Origin of the sequence: Bradyrhizobium sp. CB82 (assembly GCF_029714405.1) — a bacterium.
Lineage (GTDB): Bacteria > Pseudomonadota > Alphaproteobacteria > Rhizobiales > Xanthobacteraceae > Bradyrhizobium.
Window position 1 is genome coordinate 5,048,574 of record NZ_CP121650.1, and the last position, 18,895, is coordinate 5,067,468.

At 64.6% G+C, this 18,895-nt stretch carries 22 protein-coding genes; 10 read left to right on the forward strand and 12 right to left on the reverse strand.

Features of this window, described 5'->3' with window-relative positions:
- Positions 1-40: 40 nt before the first annotated feature.
- Positions 41-418: a hypothetical protein gene (locus tag QA640_RS24585; protein WP_283035520.1), complete on the reverse strand. Its 378-nt coding sequence runs from the start codon at positions 416-418 to the stop codon at positions 41-43.
- Between the two features lie 93 nt (positions 419-511).
- On the opposite strand from QA640_RS24585, the gene QA640_RS24590 reads away from it, so the two are divergent.
- The 3 genes from QA640_RS24590 (at position 512) to QA640_RS24600 (ending at position 1,768) form a co-directional block, all read left to right on the forward strand.
- Positions 512-865, forward strand: coding sequence for a hypothetical protein (locus tag QA640_RS24590; RefSeq protein WP_283035521.1), 354 nt, complete (start codon positions 512-514; stop codon positions 863-865).
- A gap of 100 nt (positions 866-965) precedes the next feature.
- The gene (locus QA640_RS24595; protein ID WP_283035522.1) at positions 966-1,481 is read left to right on the forward strand and encodes a DUF3828 domain-containing protein; all 516 of its coding nucleotides are present in this window, start codon (positions 966-968) and stop codon (positions 1,479-1,481) included.
- Positions 1,482-1,492: 11 nt separating this feature from the next.
- Complete coding sequence (locus tag QA640_RS24600) at positions 1,493-1,768, forward strand: GNAT family N-acetyltransferase (RefSeq protein WP_283035523.1); 276 nt, start codon at positions 1,493-1,495, stop codon at positions 1,766-1,768.
- Positions 1,769-1,816: 48 nt separating this feature from the next.
- Here the strand turns inward: QA640_RS24600 and QA640_RS24605 are convergent, their stop codons facing one another.
- Positions 1,817-2,215, reverse strand: a complete 399-nt coding sequence (locus QA640_RS24605; RefSeq protein WP_283035524.1) for an SPW repeat protein — start codon at positions 2,213-2,215, stop codon at positions 1,817-1,819.
- A gap of 183 nt (positions 2,216-2,398) precedes the next feature.
- A complete protein-coding gene (locus tag QA640_RS24610; RefSeq protein ID WP_283035525.1) occupies positions 2,399-3,346 on the reverse strand; it encodes a tetratricopeptide repeat protein in 948 nt (315 codons plus the stop codon).
- Between the two features lie 104 nt (positions 3,347-3,450).
- Between QA640_RS24610 and QA640_RS24615 the strand changes: the two genes are divergently transcribed.
- Positions 3,451-3,726, forward strand: coding sequence for a GNAT family N-acetyltransferase (locus tag QA640_RS24615; RefSeq protein WP_283035526.1), 276 nt, complete (start codon positions 3,451-3,453; stop codon positions 3,724-3,726).
- A gap of 73 nt (positions 3,727-3,799) precedes the next feature.
- On the opposite strand, the gene QA640_RS24620 is transcribed toward QA640_RS24615, so the two are convergent.
- The gene (locus QA640_RS24620) at positions 3,800-4,225 is read right to left on the reverse strand and encodes a DUF3597 domain-containing protein (RefSeq protein WP_283035527.1); all 426 of its coding nucleotides are present in this window, start codon (positions 4,223-4,225) and stop codon (positions 3,800-3,802) included.
- A gap of 322 nt (positions 4,226-4,547) precedes the next feature.
- On the opposite strand from QA640_RS24620, the gene QA640_RS24625 reads away from it, so the two are divergent.
- Both QA640_RS24625 and QA640_RS24630 read left to right on the forward strand, forming a co-directional pair.
- Positions 4,548-5,450, forward strand: coding sequence for a DUF2189 domain-containing protein (locus QA640_RS24625; protein WP_283035528.1), 903 nt, complete (start codon positions 4,548-4,550; stop codon positions 5,448-5,450).
- A gap of 181 nt (positions 5,451-5,631) precedes the next feature.
- Positions 5,632-6,456 (forward strand): lytic murein transglycosylase, encoded by an 825-nt coding sequence (locus QA640_RS24630; protein ID WP_283035529.1) that lies wholly within the window; start codon positions 5,632-5,634, stop codon positions 6,454-6,456.
- A 60-nt stretch (positions 6,457-6,516) separates the two neighbouring features.
- On the opposite strand, the gene QA640_RS24635 is transcribed toward QA640_RS24630, so the two are convergent.
- Positions 6,517-6,777: a hypothetical protein gene (locus QA640_RS24635; RefSeq protein WP_283035530.1), complete on the reverse strand. Its 261-nt coding sequence runs from the start codon at positions 6,775-6,777 to the stop codon at positions 6,517-6,519.
- A gap of 732 nt (positions 6,778-7,509) precedes the next feature.
- Here QA640_RS24635 and QA640_RS24640 point away from each other — a divergent pair.
- The 3 genes from QA640_RS24640 (at position 7,510) to QA640_RS24650 (ending at position 10,329) form a co-directional block, all read left to right on the forward strand.
- Positions 7,510-7,662 carry a DUF1127 domain-containing protein gene (locus QA640_RS24640; RefSeq protein ID WP_283035531.1) on the forward strand — a complete coding sequence of 51 codons (153 nt, stop codon included), beginning with the start codon at positions 7,510-7,512 and terminating at the stop codon, positions 7,660-7,662.
- A gap of 122 nt (positions 7,663-7,784) precedes the next feature.
- Positions 7,785-9,227, forward strand: a complete 1,443-nt coding sequence (trmFO, locus tag QA640_RS24645; protein ID WP_283035532.1) for a methylenetetrahydrofolate--tRNA-(uracil(54)-C(5))-methyltransferase (FADH(2)-oxidizing) TrmFO — start codon at positions 7,785-7,787, stop codon at positions 9,225-9,227.
- A 7-nt stretch (positions 9,228-9,234) separates the two neighbouring features.
- Positions 9,235-10,329: a serine/threonine protein kinase gene (locus QA640_RS24650; protein ID WP_283035533.1), complete on the forward strand. Its 1,095-nt coding sequence runs from the start codon at positions 9,235-9,237 to the stop codon at positions 10,327-10,329.
- Between the two features lie 7 nt (positions 10,330-10,336).
- Here the strand turns inward: QA640_RS24650 and QA640_RS24655 are convergent, their stop codons facing one another.
- The 6 genes from QA640_RS24655 to yajC all read right to left on the reverse strand — a co-directional run bounded on the left by QA640_RS24655 (position 10,337) and on the right by yajC (position 16,122).
- Positions 10,337-11,602: a threonine ammonia-lyase gene (locus tag QA640_RS24655; protein ID WP_283035534.1), complete on the reverse strand. Its 1,266-nt coding sequence runs from the start codon at positions 11,600-11,602 to the stop codon at positions 10,337-10,339.
- Positions 11,603-11,647: 45 nt separating this feature from the next.
- Positions 11,648-12,511 carry a phytoene/squalene synthase family protein gene (locus QA640_RS24660; protein ID WP_283035535.1) on the reverse strand — a complete coding sequence of 288 codons (864 nt, stop codon included), beginning with the start codon at positions 12,509-12,511 and terminating at the stop codon, positions 11,648-11,650.
- Positions 12,508-12,891 carry an MTH938/NDUFAF3 family protein gene (locus tag QA640_RS24665; protein WP_283035536.1) on the reverse strand — a complete coding sequence of 128 codons (384 nt, stop codon included), beginning with the start codon at positions 12,889-12,891 and terminating at the stop codon, positions 12,508-12,510. The genes QA640_RS24660 and QA640_RS24665 overlap by 4 nt, the downstream gene beginning before the upstream one ends.
- Positions 12,892-13,093: 202 nt before the next feature.
- Positions 13,094-14,113, reverse strand: coding sequence for a protein translocase subunit SecF (gene secF, locus QA640_RS24670; RefSeq protein ID WP_283035537.1), 1,020 nt, complete (start codon positions 14,111-14,113; stop codon positions 13,094-13,096).
- Positions 14,114-14,123: 10 nt separating this feature from the next.
- Positions 14,124-15,722: a protein translocase subunit SecD gene (gene secD / locus QA640_RS24675; protein ID WP_283035538.1), complete on the reverse strand. Its 1,599-nt coding sequence runs from the start codon at positions 15,720-15,722 to the stop codon at positions 14,124-14,126.
- A gap of 46 nt (positions 15,723-15,768) precedes the next feature.
- Positions 15,769-16,122 (reverse strand): preprotein translocase subunit YajC, encoded by a 354-nt coding sequence (gene yajC, locus QA640_RS24680; protein WP_283035539.1) that lies wholly within the window; start codon positions 16,120-16,122, stop codon positions 15,769-15,771.
- 181 nt (positions 16,123-16,303) lie between these two features.
- On the opposite strand from yajC, the gene QA640_RS24685 reads away from it, so the two are divergent.
- Positions 16,304-17,275, forward strand: a complete 972-nt coding sequence (locus QA640_RS24685; protein WP_283035540.1) for an ATP-binding protein — start codon at positions 16,304-16,306, stop codon at positions 17,273-17,275.
- Between the two features lie 211 nt (positions 17,276-17,486).
- Here the strand turns inward: QA640_RS24685 and QA640_RS24690 are convergent, their stop codons facing one another.
- On the reverse strand, positions 17,487-18,890 hold the full coding sequence (locus tag QA640_RS24690) for a LysM peptidoglycan-binding domain-containing M23 family metallopeptidase (RefSeq protein ID WP_283035541.1): 1,404 nt from the start codon (positions 18,888-18,890) through the stop codon (positions 17,487-17,489).
- Positions 18,891-18,895 lie beyond the last annotated feature (5 nt).

An 18,895-nucleotide genomic window follows, 5' to 3' on the forward strand; every position in this document is an offset into this window, starting at 1 on the left:
CCATGCAACTCGAAACGGATGGTGCGCGCAACGCCCCGCTTCATTGGCATCGACTTGATCTCGTAGTTCCGGACATAGCCGTCGAACACACGCGGCGCACATCGCCGTTCGGCAGCGTCACCAGAACGTTCATGACGCAGCCGCCGCTGCCGCAATAGGCGACCTCGCTGACATCGCATTTGGTGTCGCGGAAATCGACGATGTAATCGTCGCGGCCATCACCGGTGAGATCGACTTTGCGCACCGTATCGGGCGCAAAGCTCACCGCGCCGCCACCCTGGCTTGCGCATTCCCGTTGAGCGTAGCGCAGCGCCTTCTGCACCTCGGCGGGATAATCGTCCGGATTGAACGGTTTTGCATCCTCGGCGGAGGCGAGATCGCCGGCGAAGAGAACGCATGTCAGGATCAACAGTCTCATTCGCCTTGATCGCCGCTGCGGCTTCGACCGTTCAGGGAATCTTAAACATGATCGGCGCAATCTTGATCTGTCCCCGCGTATGAGTTCCGCAGCATGTCCAAAGCGCCCGCTTTCCTCCTGTTGTCACTGGCGCTCGCCGGATGTGCCGCGGCCCCGCAAGCGCGGCTTGCTCCCGATCCCGTTTCCGCCCCGGCGCGCTATGCCTGGGACGGTGCAGGTGAGGATCCCAATCAGCCCAAGCCAGCGCACACGTCACGGACTGCCGCCCGGGCCGGCCAGGACAAGTCGGTCGCGGCGCTCCAGCCTTACTCGAAGAAGGGGTGGCGGGCCCAGGATGGAATCGAGGCCGATCAGGAGTCACAGGTCAAGCGATCGCTCGTCATCTGCAAGGGCTGCCTGCGGCCGCAACCAGACGAGGATTCGCGTCTCGCCAAGGCCGCCGATTGAAAAGGCCGCCGATTGAACTCGCCGCTACCAAACTCTACTGAGACACGCCGCCCGACAGACCGGTCTATAAGTGCGGTGCAACCGATCTCAGGACAATCCCATGCTCACCCGCCGGACGTTCGTCGCAGCCTTGCTTCTCGCCACCGTCAATCCGGCCGCAGCGCAAGCCCCCTCAGCCAACGATCCCGCCGCGATCCTGACCGCGATCTATAGCCGCGCCGCCAAGGGCAAGGGCGATGGCGGCGGCGCCTTCATCATCGAGGGCAAGGCGGCCAAGGCAAAATATCTCTCGAAATCGCTGGTCTTGCTCTGGGCCAAGGCCGACGCGCACACGCCGAAGGGCGACGTCGGGCCGGTCGATTTCGATCCCGTCACCAATTCGCAGGAACCCGACATCAAATCCTTCAAGATCGACACGGAAAAGCTCGAGGGGGACAAGGCCACGATCGCGGTGACCATCACCGGTCACCGCAACGACCGCAAACCCGCGGACCAGGTCGTGCGTTATGAGCTCGTGCGCGAAGCCAATAGCTGGAAGATCGATGACATCAAGGGCGCCTCCGACGGAGAGGCCTGGTCGATCCGCAAGATGCTGACGGACTCGCTGAAGAGCTGACGGGAGACGACATGAGCGATGTCATCAACAACAAGGCCCATCACCGCTTCGAGCTCGAAGTTGAGGGCCATCTCGCTACCGAGCATTACAGGCTCGACGGCAACGTCATCACCTTCGAGCATACCGAGGTGCCGAAAGAACTCGGCGGCAAGGGCGTCGGCTCAACGCTGGTCCAAGGTGCGCTCGACCAGATCCGCGCTGCGGGATTGAGGCTGATCCCGCAATGTCCGTTCGTGAAGGCTTGGATTGAGAAGCATCCAGACTACGCGGATCTCGTGAAGAGATAAGCGAGCGCAGGGCCGCCGCTCGCCGACAGGCCTTGCGGACACTCATGCCTATTGCCCGTGCTTGAGCATGTCCTGGTCGCTCAACTCCCAATCCTGCCAGAGCTGGAGAATGCCGAGCAGCACCACCACCGCGCCGAGGCTGGTATGGTAGACGCGCAGAAAACCCTCGCCGGAATAGCCGAGGATATAGGGCGAGACGATCAACCAGAACCCGACCAGGATCGTCGCCACCTCCTGCCAGCGCTGCAACGCGACATATTCGAGCTGGCTGAGACCAAACACGACCAGGCCCGCTGCGACCGTGTTCAGGATCACTGCCTGGTGTCCAACGGTCACCGCTTGATCCTGGACGGGAAACCACGGCGACGCAACGATCAGCGCGCCGAGCAGCATCCCGCACCAGTCTTCCCATGTTCGATGAGTATTCAGAAAACCAAAGTCCGACATCGTAACCTCCTACACAAGAGGCATACGTCGGCGGCTGGCGATCACGACATTCCGAATGTCTGGCGACCCTGCCGGCCGCATCCGGGCGTATGTCCTGTGAAACACGTGGGAATCGCAGTGGAACCTGCAAGAGCCATGCTGAGGAATTTTTTCAGTCCCTGCGCGACGTTAACCTTTTCGGCGCTACAGCGCGCCCAGCTTCTGCAGCGCCTCGCGTGCCGTCGGCAGACCTGGTCGCAATTCCAGCGCCTTGCGGAAATCGGCAATCGCGCCCTGCTTGTCGCCGAGTCGCATCCTGGCCTGACCGCGATTATTCCAAGAGAAGACGTCGGAGGGATCGTATTGCAGCGCCTTGTCGTAATCGGCAACGCCGCCTCCGTTGTCGCCCTGAAATAGGCGGATCAGGCCGCGATTGCGCCAGCCGCGCGCATCGGTCGGCGCCACCCGGATCGCCTCGCCATAATCGGCGGCGGCGCGATCGAGCTGCTCGCTGTCGCGATAGACGTTGCCGCGGTCGATATAGGCGAGCAGATCGGGCGCAAGCTTGATGCGCGTGGTGTAGTCGGCGAGCGCATGCGCCATGTCGCGCTTGCGATAATAGGCGAGGCCCCGGTTGCCGTAGGCCACGGCATAGTTGGGATTGAGCTTGATCGCGATGCCATAGTCACCGATCGCGCTGTCGAGGTCGCCCTTGTTGTAGCGGGACTCGCCGCGGTTGTTGTAGGCAATCGCCAACGACGGCTCGAGCTTGATCGCCCGGTCATAGTCGGCAATGGCGCGGTCGAAATCGTGCCTGAAGGCAAAGACGCGGCCGCGATTGTTGAAGGCGCAGGAGTAGGTCGGATCGAGCTTCACGGCTTCGTCGAGATCGCCGAGCGCGGCATCGAGCTCGCGCTTCTCGGTCAGGCCGTGGCCGCGGTTGCAATAGGCGGCGCCAAGCTTGCGGCCGGTTTCGCTCCTGGCGTCGATCACCGCCGAGCACGCCTTGACGCGGTCGTCGGGCGCGCCCGCGGTGCTGATGCAGGCGTCCCAGGCCTGCGCCCCCGCCTCGCCGTCAGCGGCCGGTGCCAGCCCCGTCCAGGCAAGCGCCAGCGCAGCCAGCGAAGCCACAAGACCGATCGAGACACGCATGTGACGGATATCTCCCCTGCAACGATGTCCCTTGGTCGCGCCTTGGCAGAGGTGGGTTCACGCGCCTAGATCAAGGCTTGCAACGACGAGTGGCAAGGATCGGCATGTCGGCATCGGTACGCGACAACAAGGACAAAAGCCGCTTCGAGCTTGATGTCGGCCGCGAGGTCGCCTTCGCCAATTACCGGCTGGCGCCGTCGGCGGTGATCATCACCCACACCGAGACGCCGCGTGCGCTGCGCGGCCGCGGCATCGCATCCGAGCTGGTCAGGGGTGCGCTGGAATTGATCCGGCGCGATGGCAGGAAGGTGGTCGCCGGCTGCGGCTTCGTCGTCGACTATCTCGACAAGCATCCGGAGTTTGCGGATCTCGTCGCGTAAGGGCGAACAGCGAAAAGGCCCACGAGATCGCGGGCCTTTTCGGCAGTGACGGTGATGTCAGTGGTGATGTCAGTCAGTGCTTGATCTCTGGCGGCAGCTTGCCGCCACTCGCAGCGAGCTTGGACATCACCTGCTTGTGCAGCCAGACGTTCATGGTCGCGGAATCGTTGGTGTCGCCGGTGTAGCCGAGCTCCTTGGCGAGCTCCTTACGCGCAGCAAGGCTGGAATCGATGTCGAGCGCCTTCATGAGGTCGACGATCGAGGTGCGCCATTCCAGCTTCTCGCCCTTGTGCGCAGCTGCCGCCTTGTCGACGATCGCAGCCACGTCCACGGTCTGCGCGGGAGCGGCGGATGGCGCAGCGGAAGGTGCGGCCGACGGCGCCGAAGCCGAAGGAGCGGAGCCTGCCGGCGCACCGCCAGAGGTCGCGCCGCCAGCCGGCGCCGCCGCGACGGGATGGCTGCCGAAGATCGCGCTGACGATTTTACCGAAAATGCTCATGTCTGCTCCCCGAAAAGGATCCGTTGGAAGGGCCTGAAGACCAAGTTTCTGTGTCGCGTCTCATGCTCGAACGAAGCATGTCACAGCATCAGCTTATCTGCGGCGAAATGACGACCGAATGACATATTCGCGGTTGCACTGCGACATCGAATTTTACCCAAGCGTGAGGGACAGCCCTGGCGAATGGGAGTACGCTTTCAACTTCAGCTCGCGACCCCCTGGCCTTCCGAGTCTGGTGTGGAATCGCGATTGTTCGAGAAATAGCGGCCGCGTGCGCCGTTTGCCGGCGCGGCATTCGGCCGCTCGAAGGGAGCAAGCGACCATGGCCACACCCTACCAGGGCAATGTCCCCAGTATGGCCCAGCCTGCTGATGCGGCTGGACCAGTCATCCGATCCATCCAACTGTCCGATCTGCACGACGCGCTCAAGCTCGGCTGGGAGGATTTCAAGGCGGTACCGAGCCACGCCGTCATCCTCTGCGTCATCTATCCGGTGCTCGGCCTCGTGCTCGCGCGCGTGGCGATGGGCTATTCGGTGATCCCGCTGCTGTTCCCACTGGCGGCCGGCTTCGCCTTGATCGGCCCGTTTGCGGCGCTCGGCCTCTATGAACTCAGCAGCCGGCGCGAACGCGGCGAGGACGCCAGCGCCTGGGATGCCATGGACGTGCTGCGCTCGCCCTCCTTCGGCGCCATGCTCGGGCTCGGCACGCTCCTGCTCGCGCTGTTCGTGACCTGGGTCGCGACCGCGCAGGCAATCTATGTGGCGGCTTTCGGCTATGAAGGCGTCACCGGCATTTCCGACTTCATCAAGCACGTGCTGACGACGCCGCAAGGCTGGTGGCTGATCGTGGTCGGCTGCGGCGTCGGCTTCCTGTTCGCGCTCGCCGCGCTCTGCATCAGCGTCGTCTCGTTCCCATTGATGCTCGACCGGCACGCTACCGCCGGCGAAGCCATGGTGACCTCGCTGCGCGCCGTGGCGAAAAACCCGGTGTCGATGGCGGTCTGGGGCGCGATCGTCGCAGCGCTGCTGGCGCTCGGAACCGTCCCTGCGTTCCTCGGCCTCGCCGTCGTCATCCCCTTGCTCGGCCACGCCACCTGGCATCTCTATCGCAAGGTGATCGTGTCCGATCCCAATGCACGGCATGACGCTCCTCCGCCGCGCCCGCGCAAGTCGGCCGCTGATTTTCCCGCCAACCTGTTCCCGTGGCGCAATCGGACGGAGTGAGTCTGAACCAGATTAGGGCGAGTCCGCCGCCCGATTTGCAGGCGGACTCGCCCAATTTCATTACTTTAACCCTGCTCGTGCTTGAATAGATGCCACCGGCCTATGGGCCATGTTTTGGCCGCGGTTGGAACCGACATTCCGCACCGCCGGTCATGCCACTTCATGGAATCGATTTGTTCGAATGACCCCGACGATCTCTCGTCTCGCCCTCGCAGCCTTCGCCCTCACCGCTTCGATTGCCTCAGCCGGGCCCGCGCTTGCCGCAGTCGCCTGCGGTTCGGGCAACTTCGATGCCTGGATTGCCGACTTCAAGACCGAAGCCGCGGCCAAGGGAATCTCGCAGCAGGCGATCACAGCCGGCCTTGCCGGCGTCACGCTTGACCAGAGCGTGCTGTCGCGCGACCGCTCGCAAAAGGTCTTCAGTCAGAGCTTTGAGGAATTCTCCGGCCGCATGGTGCCGCCGCGCATGCAGCGCGGCTCCAACATGATGAAGCAATACGGCTCGGTGCTGTCGCGGATCGAGCAGACCTATGGCGTGCCCGGCGAGGTGCTGGTCGCGATCTGGGGGCTGGAGACCGATTTCGGCGTCAATATCGGCAAGTTTCCGACGCTGCGCTCGCTCGCGACGCTTGCCTATGACTGCCGGCGCGCCGAGCAGTTTCGCGGCGAACTGATGGACGCGCTGCGCATCGTCCAGCGTGGCGATCTCGCGCCGAACGAGATGCGCGGCGCCTGGGCGGGCGAGCTCGGCCAGACCCAGTTCATGCCGTCGTCCTGGATGAAATATGCCGTCGACTTCGACGGCAACGGTCGGCGCGATCTGCTCCACAGCGCGCCCGACGTGCTCGCCTCGACCGCCAATTATCTTGCGAACTACGGCTGGCAGCGCGGCAAGGACTGGGAGCCCGGCGGCCCCAACTTTGCGGTGCTCCAGCAATGGAACAAGAGCGAGGTCTACGCCAAGACGGTCGCCTATTTCGCGACCCAGCTCGCGCGCGCTCCCTAGGAGATTTCAAAACATTTGGGGCCGATCGCGTCGCGACCGGCCCCCCTTGTTCCCTGGCGTTCACTTGCCCGCGGTGGCGTGGATCGCCTTGTTGAGGTGCGCGCCGCACACACCCATCTTGCCGTTCAACAGCGCGTCCTGAGCCGCAGCGATCTCCTTCTGCGCGGTGATCTTGCTGTCACCATCGGACATGTTCTCGATCGCGGTCTCGGTCTGTTCGAGATTGGTCGCGCTGCATCCGCCCATTTTCTTCGCGGCCTGCGCGGGAGCGACCGCGAAAGCGACTGCGGCGATTGCGATGACCCCGAGTAACGTCTTCATTGTTACCTTCCTTCTCTTATCGTTATGCAGCCCGACATTCATTGCCGGACTCTGCGGATGAGATTGTTCGTCAGCTGGCGCAATTTTCGAGATGAATTCCCCGCGAGAATTGCGTGATGTTGCGCAGAGTGCAGAGCCTCATGCGAAATTTCTGATTTTCATTACGATTTTGTAATTTTGAACCTGCACGCTGGGCGTGCGTGCGCCGCAGCGCAGCATGAAGGGAGACACGGTGGGGGTCCAAGCCGAGAATGATTCAGTGACCAAGCTCAGGCGGGAACCCCGATGTCCGCTCCGAGTCGAATCGAACTGGGCAGTCCCAGCATCCAAGCGGCCAAAAATGCAGCCTTCGGCCCGCACGCTTTCAGCAAATAGTGAACCAATGCTCAGTTCTATGAACAATCTAGCATGCAGCTCGCGCATACGGGGAAGAGGGACGAATTCCGCCTGGCGGCTTGCGGAAGGGCAAAATGCGTCATATTTCCGCAATGAGGGGAACTCGCCTCGAATCCTATAAATCCGTGATTTCACGGGAGTTTGTTGCATTCCATGAACAGCCGGCGCGGCTCGTGGGCATAAGAGCCAATCAGTTAATCATCCCTTGCCTATGCTATGCGTCATCCGCTTAGCTGCATCGCAACATCGGAACTTCCGCAGTGCGATAGTCCCATCTATATTCATTTCAACGATGAGGCCGAGGTCAAAGGCTGAATCGAACTACAGGAGACTACCATGCTGCTCTCGTTCATCCGTATGATCCAGGCGTTCCGGGACTATCAGCGCAATGTCGCTGAACTCTCGCAGCTCAGCGATCGCGAGCTTTCCGACATCGGTATCGACCGTTCGGACATCCCGCGCGTTGCCGCCGGCTCCTACAAGGGCTGATTGCCCGTCGCGGACCGGACCAACCGATAGCGCCCGCCTCGTGCGGGCGTTGTCGTTTCTGGGGTGAGAAACGCCATCACGGCGATTCCACTGGGCACTGAAAAGCGCTACCTGTCGCGCCCATGACAGGATCGCACTCCAAGACACTTACCTCCAAGACCGTTCACATCATCGGCGCGGGCCTCGCCGGCTCCGAAGCCGCCTGGCAGGTCGCCAAATCAGGCGTAGCCGTGGTGCTGCACGAGATGCGGCCGAGCCGCATGACCGAGGCTCACCGCACCGACGGGCTCGCCGAGCTCGTCTGCTCGAATTCGTTCCGCTCCGACGATGCCGCCAACAACGCCGTCGGCCTCCTGCACGCCGAAATGCGTCGCCTCGGCTCGCTGATCATGCGCGCGGCGGATGCCAACCAGGTGCCCGCAGGCGGCGCACTGGCCGTCGACCGCGACGGCTTTTCGGCCGCCGTGACCAAGGCGCTGAATGAGCATCCGCTGATCGAGATCGCCCGCGGCGAGGTCGCCGGCCTGCCGCCGGCCGACTGGGACAATGTGATCGTCGCGACCGGCCCCCTCACCTCCGCAGCCCTGGCGGATGCGATCCGCGAGCTGACCGATGAGAGCGCGCTCGCCTTCTTCGATGCGATCGCGCCGATCGTGCACCGCGACTCCATCGACATGTCGGTTGCATGGTTCCAGTCGCGCTATGACAAGGTCGGCCCCGGCGGCAATGGCGCCGACTACATCAACTGCCCGATGACGAGGGAGCAGTATGACGGCTTCGTCGCCGCGCTGATTGCGGGCGAGAAGACCGAGTTCAAGGAGTGGGAGACCGACACGCCCTATTTCGACGGCTGCCTGCCGATCGAGGTGATGGCCGAGCGCGGGCCCGAGACGTTGCGTCATGGCCCGATGAAGCCGGTCGGACTGACCAATCCGAACGATCCGACGACCAAGCCGTACGCGATCGTGCAGCTTCGCCAGGACAACAAGCTCGGCACGCTCTACAACATCGTCGGCTTCCAGACGAAATTGAAGTACGGCGAGCAGCAGCGCATCTTCCGCAGCATTCCGGGCCTTCAGAACGCCGAATTCGCCCGCCTCGGCGGCTTGCACCGCAACACCTTCCTCAACTCGCCAAAGCTGCTCGACGGCCAGCTTCGTCTGCGCGCGCAGCCGCGGCTGCGCTTTGCGGGTCAGATGACGGGCTGTGAGGGCTATGTGGAATCGGCCAGCGTGGGCCTGATCGCAGGCCTCTATGCGGCAGCAGACGCGCGTGGCCAGCAGCTCACGAGCCCGCCGGAGACGACCGCATTGGGCTCTCTGCTCGGACACATCACCGGTGGTCATATCGAGACCATCGAGCCGGGCACGCGCTCGTTCCAGCCGATGAACATCAATTTCGGTCTGTTCCCGCCGCTCGCTGCACTGCCGACCAAAAAACCTGATGGCACGCGGCTGCGCGGCAACGAGAAGACGGTCGCCAAGAAGCAGGCACTGAGCGCGCGGGCGCTTGCCGATCTCGATCGCTGGATCGCCGACAACCAAAACATCGCCGCAGCGGCGTGAACCTGTCATGAGTCTACCCAAAGAAGACGCCGCGGTGCTCGCGGCGCGCTGGACCGACGGCGTGCTCTTGAAGCGCGACGTGTTCTCGACTGTCGAGCGCGGCCGTTTCAAGAGTGAGCACGGAGAGGTCGATGCGGTACTGCGCCGGCTCGACGAGGTGCCGTGGTGGTCGTTCGTGCTGGCACGCCATCTCTTCGCGCGCGAGAAGCACGCGCTGGCGCTGGCAAAGGGCTTGAACGTCGGTCCTGAGCTGCTCTGGGCCGGCCGCCGCGCGCTGGTCCGCGGCTTCGTTGACGGCGTCGCGCTGCATCTGGCCAAGCCGCATGGCAATGTCGCCTATTTCCGTTCCGCCAAGGACGCGCTGCGCCGGCTGCGCCGCGCCGGCATCTGCCACAACGATCTTGCGAAGGAGCAGAACTGGCTGGTCGGCCGCGACGGCCGCGCCTATGTGACCGACTTCCAGCTCGCTGCCTGCTTTGTGCGTCGCGGCCGGCTGTATCGCATTCTCGCCTACGAGGACCTGCGGCATTTGTTGAAGCACAAGCGCTCCTATGCCCCCGAGGCGCTGACGCCCAGGGAGCGCAAGATCCTCGCGAAGAAATCCTTTGCCGCGAGCCTTTGGCTCGCCACCGGCAAGAAGATCTATCGCGCGATCACCCGAGGCCTCTTCAATTTCACCGACCGCGAGGGCGGTGGCCGCAGGCTCGTCAATGACGCGCCCGTGCTCATTGACCTGATCCGCAAGAATCCGGCCGTACGTGACACCGCCATCGTCGCCTTCGCCGACCGCCGTTCCGGCGTCGGGCTCTACGCCTTCGTCGAGGCGGATCAGTCGGCGCTCGAAGGCCAGCTTCGCAACGAGCTCTCGGCTGCGAAGGGACCAAAGCCGCCCGAGCATATCCAGGTCGTGCATGCGCTGCCGCGCGATGCCAGCGGCAAGCCGCGCAGCGAGATCCTCCAGCTCGTGGCGATGAACCAGCTCGATCTGATCGAGCCGATGATGACGAGCGATCAGGACCGCGCCTTCCTGAAAGACATTCTGGAGCAGCGCAAGAATTTGCGCGACCGGTTCAATTTCGAGGCGGATTTGCCCTCGAGCTAGCTGCGGCTCACGTGCAGCGCGCGCTCAGGCCGGATGCGCCGAGCTTCGCCATGACCTCGTCGAGATGCGCGGCATCGCGCGTCTCGATGACGAGCTGAAGCAGTGTCGCCTTGGCCGGCAGGTCGGAGAATGTCCGCTGGTGCGAGACCTCGATGATGTTGGCGCCGGCCTCCGCCAGCAGCGCCGCCACGGCGGCGAGCTGGCCCGGCCGGTCGGGAATGTCGAGCGACAATTGCGTCAGCCGTCCCTCGCGCGCGAGCTCGCGGGTCAGGACCGAGGCGATCAGCCGCGTGTCGATATTGCCGCCGCTCAGCACAAGGCCGACCTTCTGGCCGGCAAAGCGCGAGGGATCGCTCATGATCGCCGCGAGTCCCGCGGCGCCCGCGCCTTCCACCACGGTCTTCTCGATCGAGATCAGGGCCGCCACCGCGCGTTCGAGCTCGGCCTCGTTCACGAGCGCAATGTCGTCGACGAGGCGGCGGACGATCTCGGTCGTGATCTTGCCCGGCGACTTCACAGCGATGCCTTCGGCCAACGTGTCGCCGCGCGCGGGCAGGTTGCCGTCATGGATGGCGTTGTACATCGAGGGATAAAGCCAGGCCTCGACGCCGAGAATTCGCAGGCTCGGCTTGAGCGCTTTGGCCGCAATGGCGATGCCGCTGATCAAGCCGCCACCGCCGATCGGGACGACCAGCGTGTCCAGCTCCGGCACGGCCTTGAGCATCTCGAGCCCGACCGTGCCCTGCCCGGCGATGACGAGCGGATCGTCATAGGGATGCACGAAGATCATGCCGCGCGCCTCGCCGTGTTCGCGCGCGAAAGCGGCGGCCTCCTCCAGGGTCGCTCCGGTGACGATCACCTCGGCGCCGTGGTGCCTGGTGTTCTCGATCTTCACCATCGGCGTGCCGATCGGCATCACGATGGTCGCGGGAATACCGAGGCGCTTGGCGTGATAGGCAACGCCCTGCGCGTGATTGCCGGCCGACATCGCGATGACGCCGTGCTGCCGCTCCTCCACTGTGAGCGCGGTCAGGCGGTTGAGGGCGCCGCGCTCCTTGAACGAGGAAGTGAACTGGAGATTTTCGAACTTGAGCCAGAGATCGCAGCCGCAGATCGCGCTCAGCGTCCGGCTGTAGTTGCAGGGCGTCTCGACGATGGCGCCACGGACGACGTCCGCAGCTGCGCGCAGGTCGGCGAGCGTGACCGGAAGACCGCTCAGATCGACCACTGGATCCGGCGTGTCGTGCGAGGCGGTGTCGAGTGTTTCGGCCATAGGCCAATATAGGTCATTTGGCCCGCTGCGGCGATACGGGAGCCGCTATTTGGTAAATTGCCGCGACCGCGACGCCCGCCAGAGCGCCCACAGGGTTCCTAGCCGCGACGGCGGCTGCGGCAGGAAGGGATTGCGATCCGCGCGTGACAGGCGCGCCAGATCGCGGCGCGCCGTTACGAGCGGCAGGAACGCCGGCCTTGCCTGCGGCGGGATCTCCGCCAGCAGCGAGGTCGCCGTCTCGATATGCTGGCGCGCCTCGCGCGTGAGGTCATCCAGCGCCGCGCGCAGCGCCGGCGTCTCCTTGCCGGCGAACATCTCCTCGATGGCGCTGCCATGGCCTTCCAGGACTTGCTGCGGCACGAAGAGCTGGCGATGCGCGGCATCTCGCGGCAGGCTGGCGATCACCTGCACCAGGCCCTGGGCGAGGCCGGCGTGACGAGCGAGATGATCGATGGCCTCCGACGGCCGTGCGCAGATCCGCGCGGCAAGCGACAACAGCGCCGAGTACGTTTCGGTCAGATAGCCCTCCAGCGCCGCCATGGTCGGCATCGGATCGTTGTAGAGATCGAACTGGTGCTCCTCGACGAGCCGCGACAGCGGCTCGACCGGAAGATCGTAGTCGCGGATCGCGACCAGAAGCTCAGCGGCGACCGGATTGCCCTCGGCGCTGCCATGGACGTGGCCGGCCAGCATGTCGGTCCACCATTGCAGACGGATTTCGCCCGGCAGCGGCTGGGTCACCTGATCGCGAACGCGGACGATCTCGGCATTGAAGGCATAGAGTGCGAGCAGCGCGCGGCGCTCATTGGCGGGCACGAACAAGCTCGCGGCGTAGCGCGCGAAATCGTGGGTGCGCACGAGATCGGCGCAGAAGGCGGCAGCATCGGCCGCTGGCGTGCCGCCGCTCATGGCACCGCGATCAGGGCCGCCGCGACCCGCCGCCGCTCCCCGATCATGATATTGTAGGTGCGCACGGCAGGGCCCGTCTGCATCGTATCCAGCACCACCTTCACCGCTTTCAGCGCCTGGCGCAGCTCCGGCGGCGGCAGCCAGACCCCGCTTCCGGTGCCGACCAGGAGCGTGTCGATGCTGTTGGCCGCGGCAAAGACCCGCTCCAGCGAATAGCGATCGATCTGCCGGGGGTCGGTGACCTCCCAGGCCCAGATCGCATCGGGCAGGCACAGAAGCGAGCCGCGATGCGACATGCCGGCAAAGGCGAAACCGCCCTTGCCATAGGCGTCGATCGGCGCCGAGCGCGGGAAATGTGGAGCGTTGGGATCGCCGGCCATGGGATTCGTCCGAATTGGCTAAAGCATGATCCTGACCCGAAGGGTCGCGTCAGCGCAAAGCGCGAAGCGGTTTTCCCATGCGGCGGAACGCGTTTGCGCGGAGATCATGCTCAAACAACAACCTAAAGCGCGATGACGATTCATCCTAATCTCGTCGCGCTTTAGTACCCTCGCAAACGCTTGTGAGGGCACGCGGTTCGGATCATGGCCGATTTTTCTTGGCCGGCGCCGCCGTATCCGCCGCATCCTCGCGGTGCGTGCCGACGCCCAGATAAATCAGGATCGGCGCTGCGATGAAGATCGAGGTGTAGGTGCCGACCAGCACGACGCCGAACATCATTACCGCGGTGAAGCTGTGGATGGCGTGGCCGCCGAACAGCAGCAGCGCGAGCAAGGCCAGCGTCACCGTGACGTGGGTGATGATCGAGCGCGACAGCGTCGAGTTGATGGACTCGTTGAGGAGCTGCGGCATCGGCATCTTCTTGTAGCGCCTCAGCATCTCGCGGATACGGTCGTAGATGACGACCGTATCGTTGAGCGAGTAGCCGAGAATCGTCAAAAGCGCCGCGATGCTGGTGAGGTCGAAATCGACCTGGCTGATCGACATGAAACCGATCGTCAGCACGATGTCGTGCACGTTGGCGATCATGGCGCCTAACGCGAACTGCCATTCGAAGCGGAACCAGAGATAGATCAGGATCGCGACGATCGCCAGCATCAGGCCGAGCATGCCGTAGGCCAGAAGCTCGCCGGAGACGCGCGGACCGACCACTTCGACGCGGCGGTACTCGACGGTATCACCGAGCGCGCCGCGCACCTTCTGCACCGCTTCCTGCTGGGCGGCGTCGCCGCCCGGCTGCTCCGCGACGCGGATCAGGACGTTCTCGGGGCCGCCGAACTGCTGCAACTGGACCTCGCCCAGACCTAGGGCATCGAGCGCGGTGCGCATCGCCGCGATGTCGGCGGTGCCGGACTTGGCCTGCACTTCCAGAAGCGTGCCGCCGCGGAAATCGATGCCGAAATTCAGGCCGTGGGTGAAGAACAGCGTGATGGCCACGATCGACAGCGCCGCCGAGATCGGGAAGCTGATGCGGCGGAAGCGCGTGAAGTCGAAATGCGTATTGTCCGGGACGATGCGCAGCGACGGCAGCAGGCCAAGGGCCGCGACCACGGTGAGGATGGCAATGAGGACGCCAAGCCCGATGAGAACGTAGTGAGTCACAATCAGGCTCCTAGATCGGCACGCTCTGCGGCCGCTTCCACCGCACCCACCCGGCCACGATCAGCCGGGTCAGCGTGAAGGCGGTGAACACCGTGGTGATGATGCCGATGCCGAGCGTCACGGCAAAGCCACGCACCGGACCGGTGCCGATATAGAACAGCACGGCAGCAGCAATGAAGGTCGTGATGTTGGAATCGAGGATGGTCGCCAGCGCGCGCTTGAAGCCGGCGTCGATGGCCGAGATCGCGTTGCGGCCACCGCGCAGCTCCTCGCGGATGCGCTCGTAGATCAGCACGTTGGAATCGACCGCGATGCCGACGGTCAGCACGATGCCGGCGATGCCGGGCAGCGTCAGCGTGGCATTGAGCAGCGACAACAGGCCGAAGATCATGGCGACGTTGATGGTCACCGCGATGTTGGCGAACAGGCCGAACAGCCGGTAGGTCAACAGCATGAAGACGATGACCATGATCGAGCCGACGTAAGCGGCCAGCTCGCCCTTCTCGATCGAGTCCTGGCCAAGTCCCGGACCGACGGTGCGCTCCTCGATCACGGTCAGTGGTGCCGGCAGCGCGCCGGCGCGCAGCAGGATGGCGAGGTCGTTTGCCGACTGCACCGTGAAGCTGCCGGAGATCTGGCCCTGCCCGCCAGTGATCGGCTCGCGGATGACGGGCGCCGAGATCACCTCATTGTCGAGCACGATCGCGAACGGCAGGCCGACATTCTCGGTCGTGGCTTGCGCGAACTTGCGCGCCCCCGACGTGTTGAACTTGAAATTGACGACGGGCTCGCCGGTGCGCTGGTCGAAGCCCGGCTGGGCATCGGTCAGATCGCCGCCCGAGACCAGCACCTGCTTCTTCACGACATAGGGAACCTTCGGCGAGCTCGCGCTCATCAGGAGCTCGGATTCGGGCGGCAGGCTGCCCCGCTGAGCCTGGTCGGGCGGCACCGAGGTGTCGACCATCCGGAATTCCATCTTGGCAGTTTTGCCGAGCAGCTCCTTCAGGCGGGTCGGATCCTGGAGGCCCGGCACCTGAACCAGGATGCGGTCGGTGCCCTGCCGCTGGATCACCGGTTCGACGGTGCCGAGCTGGTTGACGCGTCGTTCGACGATCTGGATCGACTGCTCGATGGTCTGGCGCACGCGCTCGGTGATGGCGGCCTGCGGCACGGTCAGGCGAATCAGCCCGCCGCCGGCATCACTGACCTCCAGGCTGCGCTGGCCGTTGGAGCCGAGCAGCCCGCCGAGCGGCTGCGAGAGATCGCGCAGCTTCGACAGCGCGTTCTGAAGGTCGGTGTCCTTGACGCGGACCTCGACCGCATCGCCCTTCGACGACAGCCCGGTATAGCCGATCTTGGCCTCACGCAGCACGCGGCGGGCGTCGTCGCGGACCTGGTCGAGCTTCTCCTTCTTGACATAGTTGGAGTCCACCTCGAGCAGCAGATAGGAGCCGCCCTGAAGGTCGAGGCCGAGCACGAGCCGGCGCTGCGCCCAGGCGGGCCAGGTCTTGACTTGCGCCTCGGGGAAGAAGTTCGGGACCGCGCAGAGGCACACGATCAGCGCTAGCAGGATAATCCCGAGCGCCCTCCACCGCGTGAAATACAACATCGAGTGAACCTGTCAGATCAGGAGAATGCGAGGCTCGAGCGAGCGATCAGCTCGCCGAGTCTTCCTTGGCGCTGTCCTTGGCCGGCTCGCCCTTGGCGCGCACGCCGGAGATCATCTGGCGCATCTGCCGCACGCGCACGCCGTCGGAAATCTCGAACTCGATCTGGTCGTCGTCGACGACCTTGGTGACCTTGCCGACGAGGCCGCCCGAGGTCACGACCGTGTCGCCGCGGCGGATGTTCTTCACGAGGTCGGCGTGGTCCTTCACCTTCTTCTGCTGCGGCCGCAGAATCAGGAAGTACATGATCACGAAGATCAGGGCGAACGGCAGCAACGACATCAACATGCTGTTGGTGTCGCCGGCGCCCGCGGCCTGGGCATACGCAGGGGTAATGAACATTCGGACGATCCTCGTGAACGGGAGAAGCCGGCATGGCCCCCTCAGGCCAGCCGGATCGGTCAAATTTCGCGCGGACTATAGCGGCAGCGGTCCCAATTGCAACGCTGCCAGACCGACGATTTGGCAACCTTGCGGGCGGCGCTCAGGCCCGATAAAGGCTGCATTCTCAGGAACTTCGGACATGCCCAAAAAACCAAACAAAACCGCCCGGCCCAGGGCCGCCAAGACCCCTCCCCGAAAGCCCACCCACCTCGCGGCAAAACGCCCCACGGCGGCCGCCCCCGATCTCGCGCAGGAGCGCATCGTGCGTGCGCTCGAGACCATTGCCGCGCACCTTTCGACCCAGGCACCGGCGTCCGCCGCGCCCGTCTCGTTCGAGCGCGCCGACGCCTTCGTCTGGCATCCGGACGGCCGCCTCTCGGCGGTGCCGCGGGTCAGCCGCGTCGAGCTTTTCCTGCTCAAGGGGATCGACCGGATGCGCGACATCCTGATCGAGAACACCGAGCGCTTCGCCAATGCCCTGCCCGCCAACAACGCCCTGCTCTGGGGCGCGCGCGGCATGGGCAAGTCGTCGCTGGTGAAGGCGGCGCATGCCGGCATCAACGCGGACCGCAAAGCTCCCGACCGCTTGAAGCTGATCGAGATTCACCGCGAGGATATCGAGACGCTGCCTGCGCTGATGGAGCAATTGCGTGGCTCGTCCTATCGCTTCATCGTGTTCTGCGACGACCTCTCCTTCGACGGCAATGATGCGTCGTATAAATCGCTCAAGGCCGTGCTCGAAGGCGGCATCGAGGGCCGGCCAGACAACGTCATCCTCTACGCCACCTCCAACCGCCGTCACCTGCTGGCGCGCGACATGATCGAGAACGAGCGCTCCACCGCGATCAATCCAGGCGAAGCGGTCGAGGAGAAGGTCTCGCTGTCGGACCGCTTCGGCCTGTGGCTCGGCTTCCACCGCTGCAGCCAGGACGAATATCTGGCGATGGTGCGCGGCTATTGCGGCCATTTCGGCATCAAGGTCGACGATGAGGCGCTGGAGCGCGAGGCCCTGGAATGGTCGACCACGCGCGGCTCACGCTCCGGCCGCGTCGCCTGGCAGTTCGTGCAGGAGCTGGCGGGACGGCTCGGCGTCAAGCTGGCGGCGAACTAGCGCTACCTGTCGCCCCAAGCACAACTGTCATTCCCCGGGGGATCCAGTATTCCAGAGACATCGAGATTCAGCACAACCGCCGCGGCGTACTGGGTCGCCCGGTCCCGGCTCCGCCAAAGGCTTCGCCGGACTTTCGGTGTTAGGCCGGCGTAGCGTAAGCGAAGACGGCAAGCCGGGCGACGACAGCGATAGTGCGGAGGCTGCGTGAGCCTCACGCCCCGTTCAGGAATTGAAGCGGGTCAACCGGGTTCGATCCCTTACGGATCTCGAAGTGGAGCTGCGGCGACGCCACCTCCCCGGATTGACCCGACTTGGCAATGACCTGACCGCGCTTGATGGTATCGCCGCGCTTCACCAACAACTCACTCGCATGGGCATATGCGGTGACGTAGCCGTTGGAGTGCCGAACCAGGACCAGATTGCCGTAACCTTTCAGCTCATTGCCGGAATAGGCGACGACGCCGTCTTCCGCGGCCTTGACCGGCGTACCTTCCGGCACCGCAAGATTGATGCCGTCATTGCTCTTGCCGTTGGTCTTGGCGCCATAGCTCGTGATCACCTTGCCGCGCACAGGCCAGCGGAAGGTCGGCAGCGCGCCGGTGGCATCTGCCGCCTTGGCGGGCGTCTCGGCGGACTTCTCTTCGACGTTGGCGGTGGCTTGCGCCAGACGCGCACTCTGTACTGGTGCGGCAGCGGCCGCGACCCTGGTGGCGGGCACGGTTGCGACCGCCGCGGGTTGCTGGGCGGCGACGACGGGCGCGGCAGCCACCGCCACTGGGGCGGCTGGCGTCGCGGCAACTGCCGCGGCCTTGCCGGCCGGCACGGTCAGCTTGGTGCCGAGCTTGAGCTTGGCGGACGGATCGAGACCGTTGGCGCGCGCGAGCTCAGCCACCGGAATGTGATTCTTGCGTGCGATGCTGGCGAGCGTGTCGCCACGATTGACGAAGTGGGTGCTGGGCGGCGCGCTGACGGCCACAATCGGCTTTGCTGCGGGCGCCGCGACTGGCGCTGCGGCAACCGGAGCCGTTGCCGGCGCAGCCGCTGCGGCGGTTGCTGCCGGATGCGGTATGATGAGCTGCTGGCCGGGCGAGAGCGTGCGCGGGCCCTTGTAGCCGTTGGCGGCGAGGATCGCCTGCGGAGTGACGCGATAGCGCTTGGCGAGCACGTCGAGCGTGTCGCTGGTGCCGACAATGATCGTGGTTCCGCCGGCGGGACGGGCCGCGGCGACCGAACGCGGCGGCACAGTGCCGGTGGCTTCAAGATGCGGCTGCGCCGGCGGCGTATAGGACCCCATGCCACGCCCGCCTCCGGCCACACCCCCGCCTCCCGCGACGGGATAGGATTGCGGCGCAGTGACCGCCGGAGGCGGCAATGGCTGGGACTGATAATTGCTGGGCTGCGTCTGAGGCCGCGCATATTGCGGCAGCTCGCGCTGCGGCGGCGCCTGCTGCACCGACCCGGTGGAGTCCTGGGAAGCGAAGGGGTTGGAGAAGTTGGATTGCGAAAGCCGCGACGACATATCGGCGCTGCATCCGGCGAAACCGAACGAGATCAGCGCCAGCACCGCGACCTGCGGCACGCGGCGCGAGTAAAGCAACTCGGCAAGAGCGGACATGGTTA

Excerpts from the sequence above, each read along its gene's own strand:
- secD (WP_283035538.1), bottom strand. The coding sequence starts at position 15,722 with ATGTTGTATTTCACGCGGTGGAGGGCGCTCGGGATTATCCTGCTAGCG.
- QA640_RS24585 (WP_283035520.1), bottom strand. The coding sequence starts at position 418 with ATGAGACTGTTGATCCTGACATGCGTTCTCTTCGCCGGCGATCTCGCC.
- QA640_RS24655 (WP_283035534.1), bottom strand. The coding sequence starts at position 11,602 with ATGGCCGAAACACTCGACACCGCCTCGCACGACACGCCGGATCCAGTG.
- QA640_RS24650 (WP_283035533.1), top strand. The coding sequence starts at position 9,235 with ATGAGTCTACCCAAAGAAGACGCCGCGGTGCTCGCGGCGCGCTGGACC.
- QA640_RS24690 (WP_283035541.1), bottom strand. The coding sequence starts at position 18,890 with ATGTCCGCTCTTGCCGAGTTGCTTTACTCGCGCCGCGTGCCGCAGGTC.
- QA640_RS24635 (WP_283035530.1), bottom strand. The coding sequence starts at position 6,777 with ATGAAGACGTTACTCGGGGTCATCGCAATCGCCGCAGTCGCTTTCGCG.
- QA640_RS24600 (WP_283035523.1), top strand. The coding sequence starts at position 1,493 with ATGAGCGATGTCATCAACAACAAGGCCCATCACCGCTTCGAGCTCGAA.
- QA640_RS24620 (WP_283035527.1), bottom strand. The coding sequence starts at position 4,225 with ATGAGCATTTTCGGTAAAATCGTCAGCGCGATCTTCGGCAGCCATCCC.
- trmFO (WP_283035532.1), top strand. The coding sequence starts at position 7,785 with ATGACAGGATCGCACTCCAAGACACTTACCTCCAAGACCGTTCACATC.
- QA640_RS24590 (WP_283035521.1), top strand. The coding sequence starts at position 512 with ATGTCCAAAGCGCCCGCTTTCCTCCTGTTGTCACTGGCGCTCGCCGGA.
- QA640_RS24630 (WP_283035529.1), top strand. The coding sequence starts at position 5,632 with ATGACCCCGACGATCTCTCGTCTCGCCCTCGCAGCCTTCGCCCTCACC.
- QA640_RS24665 (WP_283035536.1), bottom strand. The coding sequence starts at position 12,891 with ATGGCCGGCGATCCCAACGCTCCACATTTCCCGCGCTCGGCGCCGATC.
- QA640_RS24610 (WP_283035525.1), bottom strand. The coding sequence starts at position 3,346 with ATGCGTGTCTCGATCGGTCTTGTGGCTTCGCTGGCTGCGCTGGCGCTT.
- yajC (WP_283035539.1), bottom strand. The coding sequence starts at position 16,122 with ATGTTCATTACCCCTGCGTATGCCCAGGCCGCGGGCGCCGGCGACACC.
- QA640_RS24640 (WP_283035531.1), top strand. The coding sequence starts at position 7,510 with ATGCTGCTCTCGTTCATCCGTATGATCCAGGCGTTCCGGGACTATCAG.
- QA640_RS24605 (WP_283035524.1), bottom strand. The coding sequence starts at position 2,215 with ATGTCGGACTTTGGTTTTCTGAATACTCATCGAACATGGGAAGACTGG.
- QA640_RS24595 (WP_283035522.1), top strand. The coding sequence starts at position 966 with ATGCTCACCCGCCGGACGTTCGTCGCAGCCTTGCTTCTCGCCACCGTC.
- QA640_RS24685 (WP_283035540.1), top strand. The coding sequence starts at position 16,304 with ATGCCCAAAAAACCAAACAAAACCGCCCGGCCCAGGGCCGCCAAGACC.
- QA640_RS24615 (WP_283035526.1), top strand. The coding sequence starts at position 3,451 with ATGTCGGCATCGGTACGCGACAACAAGGACAAAAGCCGCTTCGAGCTT.
- QA640_RS24625 (WP_283035528.1), top strand. The coding sequence starts at position 4,548 with ATGGCCACACCCTACCAGGGCAATGTCCCCAGTATGGCCCAGCCTGCT.
- QA640_RS24660 (WP_283035535.1), bottom strand. The coding sequence starts at position 12,511 with ATGAGCGGCGGCACGCCAGCGGCCGATGCTGCCGCCTTCTGCGCCGAT.